This window comes from Aliirhizobium wenxiniae (assembly GCF_019511445.1).
GTDB classification, from domain to species: domain Bacteria; phylum Pseudomonadota; class Alphaproteobacteria; order Rhizobiales; family Rhizobiaceae; genus Neorhizobium; species Neorhizobium wenxiniae_A.
In genome coordinates, this window is sequence record NZ_JAEUAN010000004.1 from 264,958 (window position 1) to 281,699 (window position 16,742).

General features: G+C 58.9%; 12 protein-coding genes and 1 other RNA gene. 4 read left to right on the top strand and 9 right to left on the bottom strand.

All coding sequences use genetic code 11. From position 1 onward, the window contains the following. Nucleotides 1-4: 4 nt before the first annotated feature. From JNB91_RS07190 to JNB91_RS07210, 5 genes are all read right to left on the bottom strand, one after another. Nucleotides 5-1,648 carry a Do family serine endopeptidase gene (locus tag JNB91_RS07190; RefSeq protein WP_220324833.1) on the bottom strand — a complete coding sequence of 548 codons (1,644 nt, stop codon included), beginning with the start codon at nt 1,646-1,648 and terminating at the stop codon, nt 5-7. A 205-nt stretch (nt 1,649-1,853) separates the two neighbouring features. Continuing rightward, entirely contained in the window at nt 1,854-2,780 is a 927-nt protein-coding gene (hflC, locus tag JNB91_RS07195) for a protease modulator HflC (RefSeq protein WP_220324834.1), read from the bottom strand. After that, the gene (gene hflK, locus JNB91_RS07200) at nt 2,777-3,889 is read right to left on the bottom strand and encodes an FtsH protease activity modulator HflK (RefSeq protein WP_220324835.1); all 1,113 of its coding nucleotides are present in this window, start codon (nt 3,887-3,889) and stop codon (nt 2,777-2,779) included. Before hflK ends, hflC begins: the two co-directional genes overlap by 4 nt. Nucleotides 3,890-4,030: 141 nt before the next feature. After that, the gene (locus JNB91_RS07205; RefSeq protein ID WP_220324836.1) at nt 4,031-4,561 is read right to left on the bottom strand and encodes a dihydrofolate reductase; all 531 of its coding nucleotides are present in this window, start codon (nt 4,559-4,561) and stop codon (nt 4,031-4,033) included. After that, on the bottom strand, nt 4,561-5,355 hold the full coding sequence (locus JNB91_RS07210) for a thymidylate synthase (RefSeq protein ID WP_220324837.1): 795 nt from the start codon (nt 5,353-5,355) through the stop codon (nt 4,561-4,563). Before JNB91_RS07210 ends, JNB91_RS07205 begins: the two co-directional genes overlap by 1 nt. Before the next feature lie 127 nt (nt 5,356-5,482). Between JNB91_RS07210 and ssrA the strand changes: the two genes are divergently transcribed. The 4 genes from ssrA (at nt 5,483) to JNB91_RS07230 (ending at nt 7,066) form a co-directional block, all read left to right on the top strand. Beyond that, nucleotides 5,483-5,847, top strand: a transfer-messenger RNA (tmRNA) gene (ssrA, locus tag JNB91_RS07215). 120 nt (nt 5,848-5,967) lie between these two features. Further along, nucleotides 5,968-6,471: an SspB family protein gene (locus JNB91_RS07220; protein ID WP_220324838.1), complete on the top strand. Its 504-nt coding sequence runs from the start codon at nt 5,968-5,970 to the stop codon at nt 6,469-6,471. Between the two features lie 26 nt (nt 6,472-6,497). Further along, complete coding sequence (locus JNB91_RS07225; RefSeq protein WP_220324839.1) at nt 6,498-6,692, top strand: DUF4169 family protein; 195 nt, start codon at nt 6,498-6,500, stop codon at nt 6,690-6,692. A gap of 83 nt (nt 6,693-6,775) precedes the next feature. Continuing rightward, entirely contained in the window at nt 6,776-7,066 is a 291-nt protein-coding gene (locus JNB91_RS07230; protein WP_220324840.1) for a ribbon-helix-helix domain-containing protein, read from the top strand. A gap of 3 nt (nt 7,067-7,069) precedes the next feature. Here JNB91_RS07230 and JNB91_RS07235 read toward each other — a convergent pair whose 3' ends face one another. The 4 genes from JNB91_RS07235 to JNB91_RS07250 form a co-directional block, all read right to left on the bottom strand. Beyond that, a complete protein-coding gene (locus tag JNB91_RS07235) occupies nt 7,070-10,738 on the bottom strand; it encodes an AsmA family protein (RefSeq protein WP_220324841.1) in 3,669 nt (1,222 codons plus the stop codon). A 53-nt stretch (nt 10,739-10,791) separates the two neighbouring features. Beyond that, nucleotides 10,792-12,210: an FAD-binding oxidoreductase gene (locus tag JNB91_RS07240; protein WP_220324842.1), complete on the bottom strand. Its 1,419-nt coding sequence runs from the start codon at nt 12,208-12,210 to the stop codon at nt 10,792-10,794. 108 nt (nt 12,211-12,318) lie between these two features. Continuing rightward, nucleotides 12,319-15,507, bottom strand: a complete 3,189-nt coding sequence (locus JNB91_RS07245) for an efflux RND transporter permease subunit (protein ID WP_220324843.1) — start codon at nt 15,505-15,507, stop codon at nt 12,319-12,321. Next, nucleotides 15,504-16,688, bottom strand: a complete 1,185-nt coding sequence (locus JNB91_RS07250) for an efflux RND transporter periplasmic adaptor subunit (protein WP_220324844.1) — start codon at nt 16,686-16,688, stop codon at nt 15,504-15,506. The genes JNB91_RS07245 and JNB91_RS07250 overlap by 4 nt, the downstream gene beginning before the upstream one ends. Nucleotides 16,689-16,742 lie beyond the last annotated feature (54 nt).

Sequence of the window (16,742 nt, forward strand, 5' to 3'; positions counted from 1 at the left end):
CTGATCAGTCGAGAGGGATCGCAACGAAACGCAGGTTGCCGGCCTTGTCGGCAATCATGATGTGAGCGTTCCTGCGCCCTTCCGCCTTGAGTGCATCCATGCGACTGGTGACGTCGCTCGGCTGCTCGACGAAATCCTGCGCCACCTCGACGATAACCTCGCCCGGCTTCACGCCCTTTTCGGCGGCAAGCGACCCTGCTGCGACCTCGGTCACCACCACGCCTTCGACGCTTTCCGCGATTTCAAAACTCTTGCGGCGCTCTTCGTCGAGTACGGCGATCGTCATGCCATAGGCCTGCACCGGCTCCTTGCTTTGCTCAGCGCTCTGATCACTGCCGTCGTCTGCTTCCGGCGAACCTTCAGCCTGCGGATCCTCGCTGTCGTCCTCTGCCGACTGGACGCTGTCTTCAAGCCGGCCCGGCGTCACCTTGACCGTCTGTTCCTTGCCGTCGCGAAGAATGACGACATCGACTTCCTTTCCGACCGGGCTTTCGGCAACGATGCGCGGCAGATCCCGCATCTCGTTGATCGGCTCGCCATCGAAGCTGACGATCACATCGCCGGCCTTGATCTCGCCATTCTTGATCGGCCCGTCATTGATGATGCCCGAAACGAGTGCGCCTCTCGCCCGGTCAAGCCCCAGGCTTTCGGAGACTTCATCGGTGACCGGCTGGATGCGCACACCGAGCCATCCACGCCTTGTCTCACCGAACTCGATAAGCTGGCGCACGACATTCTCGGCAATCTCCGTCGGCACGGCGAAACCGATGCCGATCGAACCGCCCGAAGGCGAGATGATTGCGGTGTTGATGCCGATGACTTCGCCGCGCATGTTGAACAGCGGGCCGCCGGAATTACCCTTGTTGATGGCCGCATCCGTCTGGATGAAGTTGTCGTAAGGACCGGCGTTGATATTGCGGCCGCGCGCGGAAATGATCCCGAGCGTCACCGATCCGCCAAGCCCGAACGGGTTGCCGATCGCCATGACCCAGTCGCCGATCCGCATACGATGCGAATTTCCGAATGGAACCGCCTTCAACGGCGCCTTGGGTTCGACCTTCAGCACGGAAAGATCGGTCTTGGTATCTGTGCCGATCAAGGTCGCCTTCAGCTTTGAGCCATTCGGGAACACGACTTCGATATCGTCGGCGCCTTCGATGACGTGGTTGTTCGTCACCACATATCCGGCCGGGTCGATGACGAAACCGGAGCCAAGCGAGGAAACCTTTTTATTGCCCTGCTGCCCGCCCTCACCATCGAAAAAGTCGTCGAAAAATTCCTGGAAAGGCGATCCTTCCTGGATTTGCGGCGGCTGCGGGCCGTTGCCTGTGCTCTTCACACTCTGCGAGGTGGAAATATTGACCACTGCATCGAGCAGGCCTTCGGAAAGATCGGCAATCGATGCCGGTCCGGCAGGCGTCATATTCGCGGGTGGAGAAGGCGGCGGATTGAAGGAGGTCGATGGCGGAGCCGGCGCAGGCAGCATTCCGCCCGGTGCGCTCGGCCGTTGCTGCGACGGCGCGGACGGAGCCTGGGTCTGGACATTGGGCTGCGTCTGCGCCCAGCCTGGCATCGGCGCGGCCGCGACAGCCAGCGCCATGCCTCCTGCGGCAAAGCGCTTCCAGGACGATAGAACCTGCTCAGCCATCTGGCCTCCTCGCATTTTTTGACTTGTCTGCTTCATGCCCCAACAGAGGCTTGGTCGAACCGCCCATAGGAACGGCTGAATCGGGCAGAGTTTCGGCAAAGAATAGGTTGGATTGGCTTTGCGGGAAATTACCTTTTCGTGAGGCACGCAAATGCTGCACACAAAAAGCAGAAGGGGCGGCAAATGCCGCCCCTTCTGTGTTGGTTCAGTTTGCCGGAGCCGGAGCCGCAGCTCCTGCCCTTGGGGCGCTTACCCCATTCGGTGTTTCAAAGAACTTGAAGAAGTCCGAGTCCGGCGAAAGCACCATGGTCGTGTTGCTGTCACCGAGAGCCGAAACATAGGCCCGCATCGAGCGATAGAACTCGAAGAAGCTCGGATCGCGCTGGAACGCTTCCGCGAAGATCCGGTTACGCTCGGCATCGCCCTCACCGCGAAGGATTTCCGAATCCCTCTGCGCTTCCGAAACGAACTCGACAACCTGACGATCGGCGATAGCACGGCGACGCTGGCCGGCTTCGTTACCGCGAGCGCGGATCAATTCGGCCTCGGCCAGACGTTCTGCGCGCATGCGCTGGAAGGTCTGCTGCGAGACTTCCTGCGTCAGGTCGGTACGGCGAATACGAACGTCGCGGATCGTGAGACCAAGGCTTTCGGCCGCACTGTTCAGGTCAGCCCGAACTTCCTGCATCATCGAGACGCGTTCGTCAGAAAGCGCCGCGCTGAAATTGCGCAGACCGTAGACCCGGCGCAAGGCAGCGTCGAGACGCGTGCTGAGACGGGACTCTGCCGATTCCCGGTCACCCGAGACCGTTTCGCGGAAGCGACGCGGATCCGAGATCGCATAGACCACGAAAGCATCGACTTCATAGAACGCACCGCCACGAACCTGAACACGGATATTGTCCAGATCGAAGCGCAAGGAGCGGTCTTCGACATATTGAACGCGATCGGCATCCATGAAGGCGAACGGCAGCTTGAAATAGAGCCCCGGTTCCTGCTTCACGTCCTGGATTTCACCGAAGCGGACGACGATGGCCTGTTCGCGCTCATTGACCACGAATACCGACGAGTAGACGAGGAAAAGGATAACGGCGAGGCCGACGAGAATGGCTGGCAGTCGGTTGGAATTCATCGGCTGCCTCCCTGCTGCGTGGCCGGATTGCGGAGCATCTCGTTGAGCGGAAGATATGGAACTGCGCCCTGCTGCTGACCATCCATGATGATCTTGTTGGACGACTTCAGGACCGCTTCCATGGTCTCAAGGAAGATACGGCGGCGGGTTACGTCCGGCGCATTCGCATATTCGTTGTAGATGGAGACGAAGCGCTGGGCTTCACCCTGTGCCTCGTTGACGACACGATCCTTGTAGGCCGCAGCCTCTTCCCGAACCTGAGCCGCCTGACCGCGGGCCTGACCAAGCTTCTGGTTGGCATACTGGTTGGCTTCTTCGACGAAACGGTCTTCGTCCTGCTCGGCGCGCTGCACTTCTTCGAACGCGTCGGCCACTTCACGCGGCGGTGCCGCATCTTCGATCGGCACGGCGTTGATTGCGATACCAGAACCATAGGTATCCATCGTGCCCTGGATGATGTTGCGAACCTCGGTCGAGATCTCTTCGCGGTTATCGCGGAAGATGTCTTGCGCCGGGCGACGTCCGACAACTTCGCGCATGGCGCTTTCAGCCACCTGCTGCAGCGTTGCTGCCGGCGTTTCGAGGTTGAACAGATACGCCTTCGGATCGGTGACGGTGAACAGAACAGAGAACTGAACATTGACGATGTTCTGGTCGCCGGTCAGCATCCAGCCGACATTCGAATTTGATCCGCGAGGAGCGCCGATATTCTGCTGCTGCTCGGTAACCTTGACGATCTCAACGGTTTCCAGCGGCCAGAAATGATAATGCAGGCCCGGCATGGAAACTTCTTCCTTGGGCTTGCCGAACCGGAGTTCCACGCCGCGTTCATCCGGCTGCACCGTATAAATCGACTGGAAGACCAGGAAAGCTGCAACGACGAGCAGCAAGATAATCATCGCACCAGCATTGAAGCCGCCGGGTACGATACCCTTCAGCCGATCCTGACTGCGCCTTATGATGTCCTCGATATCGGGCGGGCCACCATTGCCACCGCCGCCGTTACCGCGCGGACGGTTTGGTCCCTGTCCCCATGGACCTTGATTGTTGCCGCCACCGCCGCCGCCGCCCCATGGGCCGCCGCCGCCATTCTGATTGCTCCAGGGCATCAAAACCTCTTTGTAAGTGTCTCCCTTCCCTCGCGCCGCAACTCTTCGAAGAGCAGCGAGGGTTCCCGCCCGTTATAGGTATCAGAAGCCCAGCTTTCAACGCGACTTCAATAACTTCCAAGTCAACGGTAACGAAATGTTTCAGTTTGCCGCAATTTTTCGGCGGTAAATGGCAAAGCGGGTAGGATAATTGTCTTTCTCACCGGCCGGAACCGCTTCCTCGGACACTTTTTCGAAGATCTCGGAATCGATATCCGGAAAGACCGTGTCGCCGTCCGGAATGTCGGCTTCGACATGAGTGATGTAGAGCACATCCGCGACATCGATCGCCTGCCGGTAGATTTGACCTCCTCCGAGGATACCGATTTCGTCGGCACCAATATCCAGTGCAATCGCCCGAGCCTTGTCGATCGCCTCATGCAACGATCCAGCGATCTGTACGCCCTCGATTTGCCGCGTCATATCTCGCGTCACCACCACATGGGGGCGGCCTGGCAACGGCTTGCCGCCATAGGAATCGAGCGTCTTGCGGCCGACGATCATCGGTTTGCCCAATGTCATGGCCTTGAAGCGCTTGAGATCGGTCGAAAGCTTCCATGGCATATCGCCATCCCGGCCAATCACACCGTTGCGGGAAACGGCAACAACTATGGCAAGCGGAACCCGCGCCATCAGACTGCCACCGCCGCCTTGATATGCGCGTCAGCGACATAGTTCTCCAGTTCGAAATCCTCGAACGTGAAGCCGAATATATCCCTGACCTCTGGATTGATCTTCATCGTTGGCAAAGGCTTGGGATCGCGCGTCATCTGCAGCCGCGCCTGTTCCATATGATTGGCGTAGATATGCGCGTCACCGAATGTGTGGACGAATTCGCCCGGCTTCAGCCCCACCACCTGAGCCACCATCATGGTCAGCAGCGCGTAGGACGCGATATTGAAGGGCACGCCGAGAAAAATATCTGCAGAACGCTGATAAAGCTGGCAGGACAGCTTTCCGTCAGCGACGTAGAACTGAAACAGGCAGTGGCACGGCGGCAGCGCCATGTCATCCACCTGCGCGGGGTTCCAGGCGGAAACGATATGACGGCGGGAATTGGGATTGGTCTTCAACCCCTCGATCAGCTGCGCGATCTGGTCCACATGGCCGCCATCCGGCTTTGGCCAGGAGCGCCACTGATAGCCATAGACCGGACCGAGATCGCCGTTCTCGTCGGCCCACTCGTCCCAGATACGGACGCCGTTTTCCTTCAGATAGGCAATATTGGTGTCGCCCTGCAGGAACCAGAGAAGTTCGTGGATGATCGACTTCAGGTGCAGTTTCTTCGTCGTCAGCACCGGAAAGCCCTCCGACAGATCGAAACGCATCTGATATCCGAAAACGGAACGCGTGCCGGTGCCGGTGCGATCACCACGGTCGCTGCCGGTTTCCATGACATGCCGGAGAAGGTCGAGATACTGTTTCATGGGTGCTACCGCCGATTCCTGAATTTCGGACTTACATAATAGCATGCCGACCGGACACCAATCACCTCCCGGTGACGCATTGCGGCTTTTCCCGGCTTTTCACGATCGTCACACCAATATGACAAGCCCCCTTTTCAATGGGCTCACAAACACCTATATCAGCGGTGCCGGACTTCGGTCCGGATATGGCGATAAACGGTCGGTGTAATAAACCTATTGGACCCGGGGGCGGTACCCGGCGCCTCCACCACAAATTGGCCTCTGACGGCCACTTTATGATGGGGGCGAAATAGGATCGACAAGGGCGTAAAGATCGAACTTTTGCTCGGCATGATACCGCCGTTATCGGGTCACAAGTGTAGTTGCAAATGACAACAACGCTAAGGAATACGCTCTCGCTGCCTAATGGCGGTGCGGGAATTCCGCTCTAAGTCCTTACGGTTAGCCCCGTAAGGCGGGGTCCGAAGGCACCTGGCAACAGAAGCCTTCACCTTCCCTTTCTCATGGAATACAATCATAGAACTGACTCGACGGATCGGCACTTCCACCCGTTGAAATGGCATGGCATAACGCGTCTTACTAAAAGACGTTAAAAGGGAAAGACAGGACCGCATGGCTCAGGATCATATCCGTTACGATATTCTGGCACAGGATGCGTTGCGTGGCGTCATTCGCAAGGTTCTGACAGAGGTTGCGGCCACGGGCCGCCTGCCCGGCGACCACCATTTCTTCATCACCTTCCTGACGGGTGCTCCCGGTGTGCGCATCTCGCAGCACCTGAAGGCGAAGTACAACGAGCAGATGACGATCGTCGTGCAGCACCAGTTCTGGGATCTGAAGATTACCGATACCCAGTTCGAGATCGGCTTGTCCTTCTCGGATACGCCCGAACGGCTGGTCATTCCCTTCAACGCCATTCGCGGCTTCTATGACCCTTCCGTGAATTTCGAACTGGAATTCGAGGTTCCGCTGACCGAGGAAGAAGAATCCTCCGCGGAAATCACAGCGATCCCGGTCGAGGCCGTTGCAAAACCCTCCGAACCCGCGAAGGACACGGGTGAAGAAAAGAAGGAGGGGTCGGTCGTATCGCTCGATTCCTTCAGAAAGAAACAGTAGGCGCCAGATCGGCGGAGGACCGTTCCATGGGTGACGTCGTCAATCTCCGGCAGTTCAAGAAGGCCAAGGCGCGCTCGGAAAAAGAAAAGAGTGCGGAACAGAACCGCCTCAGCCATGGCCGCACCAAGGCTGAGAAGTCGCTGACGAGCGCGATCAATGAAAAAGCTGAGACAGCTCTAAATCAGGGAAAGCTGGAAAAGCCCCGAAAAGAGCCAGACTAAGTGGACATTAAGAGCCTGTTAGCTGTGCCTATTTGGGTCGCTTGACGCGCACCGTTCTGCCAAATTTATAGGGGCCTCTGGTCATGACGATCACGGAGCCACTCTTGATTCACAAGCATTCCGCGACCCTGCACGGGCACCGAACGAGTTTTTCCCTTGAGGATGAATTCTGGTGCGAGTTGAAGGCGATCGCCAAGGAACGAGGCATGAGCCTCGCAGGCCTCATCACCGAAATCGACGACCAGCGCGGCGGTCTCGGCAACCTTTCCTCCTCACTGCGCCTTTACGTCCTGCGGTATCTGAAGGGGACCACTCCCGAAACCGGCAACGACATGCCGGGCGATGTGGAGCATATAGCGAAAGCACGCGCTTAGTTTCTACTGGCTGATGCTCGGCAGATTTCCCTCACCAAAAGGTCTGATAGCCTGATTGCCTGGTTGCAGGTTTTCATTGGTCGGCGGCACGCTGAGCTGAAGTTCGTTTGCCTTGCGCTTCCGCTCCTCTTCCGCAGCTCTCGCCGCTTCGACCATCGCCTGACGCTGCAATTCTTCGGCCTCGGCGCGGGCTTTTTCCGCCGCACGCTCCGTCGCATTGAAATTGTAGAGTGAGACCTCGCGGCGCAGACGCTGCTTTTCAAGCACGCTGGATTGCAGCATTTCCACGCGACGCCGCTCCTGTTCATAGGCGCGCATCGACAGGAAATTCGTAAGCGCGGCGACATCGATCCGTTTTCTCGGCTCAGTCCGATCGGCCGAATAGACCAGGCGAACCGTGGGATCTCCCCCGGCGACAGCCTCATCACCAGCATCATAGGTCAGCGCGATCGAGGCGTTCATATCGTGTTCGAAAACACCGGCACTGCCTTCGGCCGCCAAGCTCAAACCAGCAGACGAAAGCCTGATCTCTTGAATGCGCATTTCGCCGCCACTTATGGAGAATGGGACATTCACCTGCCCGAGAGCCAAATCGCCCTGATGCACGAGCGCGGCTACCTGCCTGCTGACATTGGCTTCCTTCAACTCTCCCTTAGTGGCATCCGCTGACGCCATCATGCGCTTGAGCAGGTCGGGATTGATACCGTGAACCGTCAGGCCCGAAAGCTGAATCTCTCCCGATCCGCTGAGAGCGGCTGCGAGATCGCGCATATTGCCGCCACTTGCTTCCGCCGATGCATCCAGGCTGACCTTTCCGAGGGCAATCGGGCGATCGCCATTCCGCCAGATGAGGGAGGACAGATCGGCATTTTCGACATGCAGTTTCGTCTGCAGGATACCGGTGCCGTTCCCATTCGAGATCAGCATTTTCCCTGCAATTTTTCCGCCCTGCCATTCGCCGGAAGCGTCGTCGAGAGAAATGCCGCCTCCCCGATGCATGAGCTTGGTCGAGAATTTCGCTATGCTCCCGATCTCGCCCGCATGGAAATTCCTGGCCTTCAAGTCCAGCGAAACTTCGCTGTCACCGAAAACAGGCAGCGAGAACGGATCAGCCAGCAGCTCGCCATTTTCGGGATTAGTCACGGGACCAAAGACGGCTTCGCCAAGCCAGGCAAGATCCAGCGTATCAACAGAAAGCGCACCATCGGCCTTCAGCTTGGGAGAGCCACGATCGACCGAAAGCCTGCCTTCAACAACGTTACCATCCGCATTCCCGCGCAGCGACGTAATATCGATCGAGGTGTCGGTCAGCGCGAAATCAGCCTGGAGATCGATCGGCAAGCCGCCGCCGAACTGCGGAATTCCGATACCGTTCAAAAGCAGATAGGGCTCGATGTCCTGGCTCGTCACTTCGACATGCCCTCGCCCTTCGGCGAAATCATCGGCCATCAGCGAAATATCGCCGCTGGCGGCAAGCGACGTCCGATCCGTGGTGAAAGCAAGCATCGTGCGGGCGGGTTGATCGGAAGACTTCTGGACATTGAGTGTCAGCCTGCCCTGCCCGTCACCGCCGAAGGGCAAAATAGCGAGCCCCGCCTGGCCGAGCAGAATTTCCGATCTGGGATTATCCAGCGACGCCGCAATCGTCATGGCGTCTCCACCTGTCAGATTAAACAGCGTCGGCAGCTCGATATCGGCCTCGATCTTACTGCCATTGCTGATCCCGGCAATCTTCACCGATGCTCCATCTGTCTGCTCACCGATACTGAGATCTGCGGTCAAATCCGCGTCGGAATAGAAAGAAGCATTGGCGCTCAGCCGATCGAGAACCGGATGAGCAGGCAATTGCTGCTTCAGCATGGCCATGAATGCCGTCGGATCCGAAGACTGGAAATGAACCTTCGCATTTCCGCGATAGTCGAGCAGAGAGCCCTGCACTTGCCCTTGAGCTGAGAGCTTCGCACCGGCGATGTCGCCGACAGAAAGATGGCCAAGAGACAGGACACCGCGCGCCATGGTGAAGGCGGTATCGACATTCTCCGCGACCACACCCGACACGACAAACTTCTCTGCCTTGAGCTTTGCATCCAGCCGATGGTCCAGCACGCTATGGCCGGCGTCCTCACCGGTTACCAGCGAGGCAAGCGCCCTCATCGCATCGAGATCGATTTCATCGCCCGCAAGATCGACGGATAGTCGAGACGAACGGGTGCCCTGAGACTGCCGTTCCATGCTTCCTTTAAGCGTCGCCGGCCCGATCGCAAGTTCCAGATCGTCGAAACGCTGGATATCGGTCGTCAGGTCAACCTTTGCCGAAAAACCGGCCGTGCGAAGCTGCCGGATCGCAGGATCGACACGACCGGAAAGCCAGTCTGCCAGTCCGGACGGCTGAGTTGAGGCAAAAAGCATGTCGCCCTTGAATGAAGGGCTGCCTTCCAGAACCAGTACGCCTTTTGCTTCCGTCCGCGTACGTCCCGGAAGGGTCGCGATGGCACGATCTACCGTCCATCCCCCATCCGCCGGGCGCACGTCGAGCTGGATATCGCGGATCGTGGTATCGTTGAGAATGACAGCGGGCAGTTTGAGGCTGGCCCGGCCGGGAACCTGCGGAATGGGTATGGAGGCCGCCATATCCACGAAAGCCTGCAGCCGGCGCTGCGCGGAAGCGGCCGCGTCGCGACCCGTCTTGCCACGCATTCCCTGCTGGCCGAGCTTGTTCACATCGATCTGCTGCCCTTCGGCAGTCAGCAGGAATTCGGGCTTGCTGCCGGTATCGAGTGTCGCCTCTCCGGTCACGACATAAGGCTCGTTGAGCGCGCCCACCTCGAGCCGGTATTCGGCGACGCGTATCCGGTCATTGGTGATTTCGAAACCGCCTTTTACACGCGGCCCGGGCGGCGGCGGCGTGACCGGCTCCGTTTCATCCTCTTCCTGCAAAACATTCGCGGTGAAGCTGCCGCTATAGGTCGGCACGTTGTCAGCCAGAGCCAGTTCGCCGTCGAGATTGACTTCGAGAGGTTCTTCCTCCGGCCAGAGCCGCAGCCTGAGCGGCAGTCGTTTTGTCTGGACGTCGACGGCACCGGTAACAAGACTGAACCGGGCTTCCTCTCCGTCCAGAACAGCATTGCCATCGCCACGCCACGGACCGGCAAGCGACGCGGCCGACATTTCAGCCGTCAACCCTGTGATATTCCGGGACCGCCCGGACTGCTCATCAATGACGGCGACCGCCGCATTGCTGATATGAACGTCCTCGATCACCACGACACGGGTGGGGATAGCCGGCCTGCTTCCGCGCATCCAGTCGAGCGTGCCGTCCTTCAGGACCCGGACATGCACTGTCGGATCCTCGATACGCATGTCGAAAATCCGGGCTTCACCGGAAAGAAACGGCGCAAGCTCCATATCCATGGAAAAGCGGGCGATCTGTGCCTGCGGTTTTCCATCGACATCCTGACCGACGCGAACATCATGCATGGTGATCGACGGAAACGGCAGTATTCGGGCGTCGACATCACCATGCACCGAAACCTTCTTGCCGAGCATGCGGCTCGCCTGCTCTTCGAACTCGACACGAAAGCTGGACCAGTTGAGGAAAAACGGCGCAAGCAGCGCGGCAAAAAGCACCACGACGATCAAGCCGCCGATTGCTACCATCACGCGTCCAAACACCGTCCCGGTTCTCCTTTTTTGTTCACACTAACCGATCGACCAGCGTGTTCAAGTCACGCCTGCGCCATTCGGAAGATCTTGCCGGGATTGAAGATGTTTTCGGGATCAAGCCCTTTCTTGACCGTCCGCATCACATCGAGCGCGCCGCCTAGCTCTTCGTCGAGATAGGACATCTTGCCTTGCCCAACGCCGTGCTCGCCCGTGCAGGTGCCATCCATGGCCAGAGCGCGGCGGCTTAACCGCTCGGTGAATGCCTCGACATTGGCGACCGATGCCGGATCCTTGTCGTTGAAAAGCACCAGAACATGGAAATTGCCGTCTCCTGCATGGCCGACGATCGGCGCGAGAAGACCGGAATTCTGAATGTCAGCCTGGGTTTCGGCAACGCATTCAGCAAGTCTTGAGATCGGCACGCAGACATCCGTCGACAAACCGTTCAGAGACGGGTCGAGGGCGCGCCCCGCCCAATAGGCATTGTGCCGCGCATTCCACAACTTGGTGCGCTCCTCGGCGTTGGCGGTCCACTGAAATTCGTCGCCGCCGCAGTCGGCAGCGATTTCGGCAAACTGTTCCGACTGGATGCGGACCGTATCCTCTGTTCCATGGAATTCCAGAAACAGCGTCGGTTTTTCCGGATAGGAGAGGTTGGAATAGGCATTGCAGGCCTTGATCTGCACATCATCCAGAAGTTCGATACGCGCCACCGGAATGCCCATCTGGATCGTCATGATGACGGCATTGCAGGCAGCCTCGACACTCGGAAATGCGCAGACGCCGCCGCCGATCTTTTCGGGGATGCCCTGCAGCTTGAGCGTCACGGACGTAATAACGCCGAGCGTGCCTTCAGCGCCGACGAAAAGCCGCGTCAGGTCATATCCGGCCGAAGACTTCCTCGCTCTGCGCGCGGTACGGATTTCCTCGCCATTTGCAGTGACCACCGTGAGCGCCAGGACATTGTCCTTCATCGTGCCGTAACGCACCGCATTCGTTCCCGACGCACGCGTCGAAGCCATGCCACCGATCGTGGCATTGGCGCCGGGATCGATCGGGAAGAAGAGACCGGTATCGCGCAGTTCGCGGTTAAGCTCTTCGCGGGTAATGCCGGGTTCGACCGTGACATCGAGGTCTTCGGGGCTGATGCGCAGCACCTTGTTCATCCGGGAAAAATCGACCGAAATTCCGCCGGACGGCGCATTCACCTGGCCTTCCAGCGAAGAGCCGACGCCAAACGGGATGACGGGAACATGGTGCTCCGCGCAGGTCTTGACGACGGATTTCACGTCCTCGCTCGTCTCGACGAAAACGACACCATCCGGAAGCTGCGCAGGCAGATAGGTGGTCGTATGAGCATGCTGCTCACGAAACGACTGGCCGGTCTGGAAACGATCCCCGAACGCCTGCTTCAAAATCCCGAGAACTGTGTTGATACCGTCCTCGTTGCGCGCTCCAGACTGAACGTCCCGAATTGCCATGTCGAATTCTCCTGCATGCTGAGCAGGAAATTGGTTAGGAGACAGTGCCTTGTTTGTCCAGCCGAAAGGCGGTCAACCCGGTACGGGAGACGGCCTTCGTGACGGCTCCTATTCGGCCGCCATCAAAGGTGGCTGCTTGCTGTCATTCGCCCGGCCCTTTTTCGCATTCTCAAGCTCGTCATGGAAACGGGCTTCCTCATGCGCATGCGGCTTGGCGAAGCGGGCGAGCAGCAAATAGGCAACCGGCGTGATGTAGAGCGTCACCAGCGTGGCAAACCCGAGACCGCCGACAATCACCCAACCGAGCGCGATACGAGCTTCGGCACCGGCGCCTTGCGCCAGAACCAGCGGGAGGCCACCGATCACGGTTGCGATCATTGTCATCATCACCGGCCGCAGACGCAGGCTGCAGGCCCGTTCGATCGCCTCACGGCAATTGGCGCCTTCGTTTCGCAGGTGATTGGCGAACTCGACGATCAGAATGCCGTTCTTGGCCATCACCCCGACAAGCAGCACTAGGCCGATCTGAGAATAGACATTGAGGCTGGAGCCCGTCAGCACCAGCGCAAAGGCAGCACATGCAAGCCCCAGCGGCACGGTGGACATGATGATGACCGAAGACAAAACGCTTTCGAACTGGGCAGCGAGAACGAGGAAGATGATGGCGATGGCAAAGCCGAAGGTCAGCGCCATGCCGCTGGAATTTTCCTTGAGCGTCGCCGCCTCCGCAAGCGGGATCAGACGCGATCCCTGCGGCAGCAGCGGCTGAGCCAGTTCGGTAGCGACCTGAACCGCCTGACCGAGCGACACACCATCCTTGAGGCCTGCGGAGAAGGATACGGAGGCCAGCTGCTGCTCACGCCGCAATGTCGGCGAAACAGCGCGTTCCTCCAATGTCGCGACAGTCGACATCGGCACCATCCGACCATCCTTGGTCTTCAGGAAGATGCTTTCGAGATCCGTCGGATCATCGATCGGCCTCGTCGTCGACTTGAGCTTGACCGGGATCGCCTCGCCATCGACGAAGACGTCAACGACAGAACGCCCTTCGAGCAGCGACTGCACGGCCGTACCGAGATCCTTGATGTTGATCCCGAGATCGGACGCACGTTCGCGATTGACGGTGACGAAAATCTGCGCCTGGTTTGGTTCGTCGTTCAGTCGCGGCGTATCGAAGAGATTGGTCTCGCGCAGCGAATCCACCAGCTTCGCTGCCGCCGCGGTCAACTGCTCATGGCTGGTGCCGACCAGCGCCATCTGCAGACCGTTGCCGGCGCCGCGAATACGAAGACTGTTCTGCTGCTGGGCGAAGGCCCTGAGCGCCGGCACGGTCGCCGTCGCAGCATTGATATCCTTGACGATCTCAGCCTGACTACGGTCACGCTCCGACCAGGGCGCGAGCGTCAGAACCATGAAGCCATTGTTCTTGGCTCCCCCCTGCCCCGAGATCGAATATATATTCTGGATCTCGCCGGCATCGACCAGTGGCTGAAGCTTTTCTTCCACCTGCTGCAGCTTGTCGCGCATATATTTCAGGCTCACGCCCTCAGGCGCGGTAGCCCGAAGGAAAACCATCGCCCGGTCTTCCGGTGGCGTCAGCTCACTCTTGATCGTCTTGAAGGCCATATAGCCGGCACCGCCGAAGAGAATGGCGACAACCACGACTGCGGCCGGCACGTTGAGGCAAGCATGCAGCGTCGTGCGGTAGAAATTGGCAAACAGCGTACCGAACCTGCCGAGCAGCCCGTCATGCTTTTCCTTGATCGGCTTATTGAGCATCCGCGAGGCGAGCATCGGGCAGAGTGTCAGCGCCGTAATCGAAGAAAGTCCGACGGCAAAAGCGAGCACGAAGCCGAATTCGCGAAACAATCCACCCATCTGGCCGGGAAGGAAGGAAAGCGGAATGAAGACCGCCGCAAGCGTGGCAGTCGTCGCAAGAACGGCAAAGAACACTTCCTGCGTACCGATCACGGCAGCGGCGCGCGGCCCCATGCCTTCGGCTCTTCGTCGCACGATATTTTCCAGCACGACAATTGCGTCGTCGACGACAAGGCCGGTGGCCAGAACGATAGCCAGCAGCGTCAGGATATTGATCGAGAAACCGACCATATAGATCGCCACCAGCGTGCCGATCAGCGCGACCGGCATGGTCAGCGCAGGGATGAGCGTTGCCTTCCAGTCGCGCAGGAACAGGAAGATCACCAACACGACGATCGTACCGGAGAGCGCCAATGCGATCTCCACCTCGTGAAGCGCTCCCTGAATGAACACCGCATCATCGCTGGTGATCGCAATTCGCGTGCCTTCCGGCAGGCTTTTCGACAAGTCTGCAACGGCCGCACGCACGCCTTCGGAAATGCTGAGCGTGTTGGACTGCGCCTGGCGAAGCACGCCGAGACCGACGCCCTGAACACCGTTCGACCGAAGCGCTGTCGTTCCATCATCCGGTCCAAGCATCACGGTGGCAACATCGCGAATGCGGACATTGTCGTTGATCAGGACGTTTTCGAAATCCTCGGGCTTGGTGAGGTTGGCGGTGGCGCGGACAACAATATCCTGTGTAGAGGATTCCAGCGACCCGGCCGGCACGTCCATCGCAGCCGTGGACAATGCATTCGAAAGATCCGCGATCGTCAGGCCACGGCTTGCGAGCGCCGTCTGGTTCACATCGACGCGAAAGATCTTTTCCTGGTCGCCATAGAGTTCGACATCCGCAACGCCATCGACGGCCGCCAACCTGTCGGAAACCTCATTTTCGACGAGAAGCGTCAACTCCTCCATCGACATGGTGGAAGAGGTGACGGCGAGGCGCATGATCGGCTGGCTGTCGCTGTCCGCCTTGATGATCCGCGGCTCGTCGGCATCTTCCGGCAGCTGGTTTGTGACGCGGCCGAGCGCATCACGTACATCATTTGCCGCAACCGCCAGATCGGCAGTATCGTTGAATTCGAGCGTAACCCGGCTCTGGCCGAAATCGGAAATAGACGAGATCGACTTCAGGCCGCTGACACGCGCTACCGCCCCTTCGATGACATCGGTCACCTCCTGGTCCATGGTTTGCGCAGAGGCGCCGTCATAAGTCGTGCGAACGCTGATCACCGGCTGATCGACATCCGGCAATTCGCGCACCTCGACACCCACAAGAGCGGCAAGGCCGGCAACGACGAGCAAGGTATTGAGGACGGCGGCAAGGATGGGGCGACGCACGAAAAGCGCAGTAAAGCCCTGCTTGCCGGATTGTCCCTGTGCCCCACCCTGCTGCGTCTCGTTGGACTGCCCGCTCTTATCCTCGCTCATCGGCTGGCAACCTCCGGTGGCTTTTCACCGGCAATACGGACGGCGCCACCTTCACGAACACGCTGCAGGCCCTCCGTCGCGATTGCATCGCCTTCATTAAGCTCCGCTGCGACGAGAATGGCGTCCGGGTTGCGCTGAATAATCCTGACCCGAGCCTTTACCGACTTGTGGTCCTCGATACGCCAGACGAAGGAACCTTGCGTGTCCCACTGGATCGCCAGCGGATCGACAGAGGGATAGGTCTCGCCCGGAAAACGCATGGTAACGCCGAAAGACATGCCGGCTCGCAACTCATCGTCACCATTCGGAATTTTGGCGCGGATGCGAATTGTGCGACTGGCGGGATCGACACGGTTATCGACGGCTTCGACCGAACCCTTGTAGGTGCTCCCCGGTCGCGAGATGGACGTCGCCTCTACCGGCATTCCCGTCTTTATCTGCACCGCAAACCGCTCCGGCGCCCAGAAGTCGACGAGCAACTCGGAGCGGTTGTCGATCGTCACAACATTGCTCGACGTCGTGACATTGTCACCGATATTGACGGCGACTATGCCGACAATTCCATCGATTGGCGCCACAACCGAACGCCGCTTCAGGGCAAGCTGCGCATTGGTCAGCGCAAGTTGCGCCGTTTCTTCAGAAATCTGCGCATCAAGGACTTCAAGCCGGGAGAAGCTTTTCAGGTTCTTGTAGCTGTCCGACTTTTCCGTTGCGCTGCGCAAAAGCACCTGCGCCTGGTCGCGCAAAATGATCTGTTCGTCATCGTCGAGCTGGGCAAGGATCTGCCCCTTCTTCACACGATCACCTGACTTCACAAGGATTTCGTTTATCGTACCCGCGGCCTGCGGCATCACGATGACCGACTGGATCGCCTCGCCATCACCGATAGCGGACAGGCTATCGTTTACGATACCTGTTCCCACCGGCCGGGTAGCGACAAGCACGGCCTGCCCGCCCGCGGAATTCTGCCGGTTGCTACCTGCCTCTTGCGAGCGTTGCCCGCTGCCGGCGATTGTTGCGGATACCGGTTCACCGGCTTTCGAATTGATGGCGGAAACGATCGCTTCCGGCACTCCCATGGAGATGAGCGTTCGGCCAGCATCGGCCGACAGATACACCCAGAAACAGAGGCCTCCGAGCAAAACCGCTGCCGACAAGAGAAGCTGGTTCCAGATCCGCATGCAAGTCCTCATGAAGTATGATTTGGGTGTGAGGAGTATCCTCGTTTCCCGAAC

Excerpts from the sequence above, each read along its gene's own strand:
- JNB91_RS07245 (WP_220324843.1), bottom strand. The coding sequence starts at position 15,507 with ATGAGCGAGGATAAGAGCGGGCAGTCCAACGAGACGCAGCAGGGTGGG.
- hflC (WP_220324834.1), bottom strand. The coding sequence starts at position 2,780 with ATGAATTCCAACCGACTGCCAGCCATTCTCGTCGGCCTCGCCGTTATC.
- JNB91_RS07240 (WP_220324842.1), bottom strand. The coding sequence starts at position 12,210 with ATGGCAATTCGGGACGTTCAGTCTGGAGCGCGCAACGAGGACGGTATC.
- JNB91_RS07205 (WP_220324836.1), bottom strand. The coding sequence starts at position 4,561 with ATGGCGCGGGTTCCGCTTGCCATAGTTGTTGCCGTTTCCCGCAACGGT.
- JNB91_RS07225 (WP_220324839.1), top strand. The coding sequence starts at position 6,498 with ATGGGTGACGTCGTCAATCTCCGGCAGTTCAAGAAGGCCAAGGCGCGC.
- JNB91_RS07230 (WP_220324840.1), top strand. The coding sequence starts at position 6,776 with ATGACGATCACGGAGCCACTCTTGATTCACAAGCATTCCGCGACCCTG.
- JNB91_RS07250 (WP_220324844.1), bottom strand. The coding sequence starts at position 16,688 with ATGCGGATCTGGAACCAGCTTCTCTTGTCGGCAGCGGTTTTGCTCGGA.
- hflK (WP_220324835.1), bottom strand. The coding sequence starts at position 3,889 with ATGCCCTGGAGCAATCAGAATGGCGGCGGCGGCCCATGGGGCGGCGGC.
- JNB91_RS07210 (WP_220324837.1), bottom strand. The coding sequence starts at position 5,355 with ATGAAACAGTATCTCGACCTTCTCCGGCATGTCATGGAAACCGGCAGC.
- JNB91_RS07220 (WP_220324838.1), top strand. The coding sequence starts at position 5,968 with ATGGCTCAGGATCATATCCGTTACGATATTCTGGCACAGGATGCGTTG.
- JNB91_RS07190 (WP_220324833.1), bottom strand. The coding sequence starts at position 1,648 with ATGGCTGAGCAGGTTCTATCGTCCTGGAAGCGCTTTGCCGCAGGAGGC.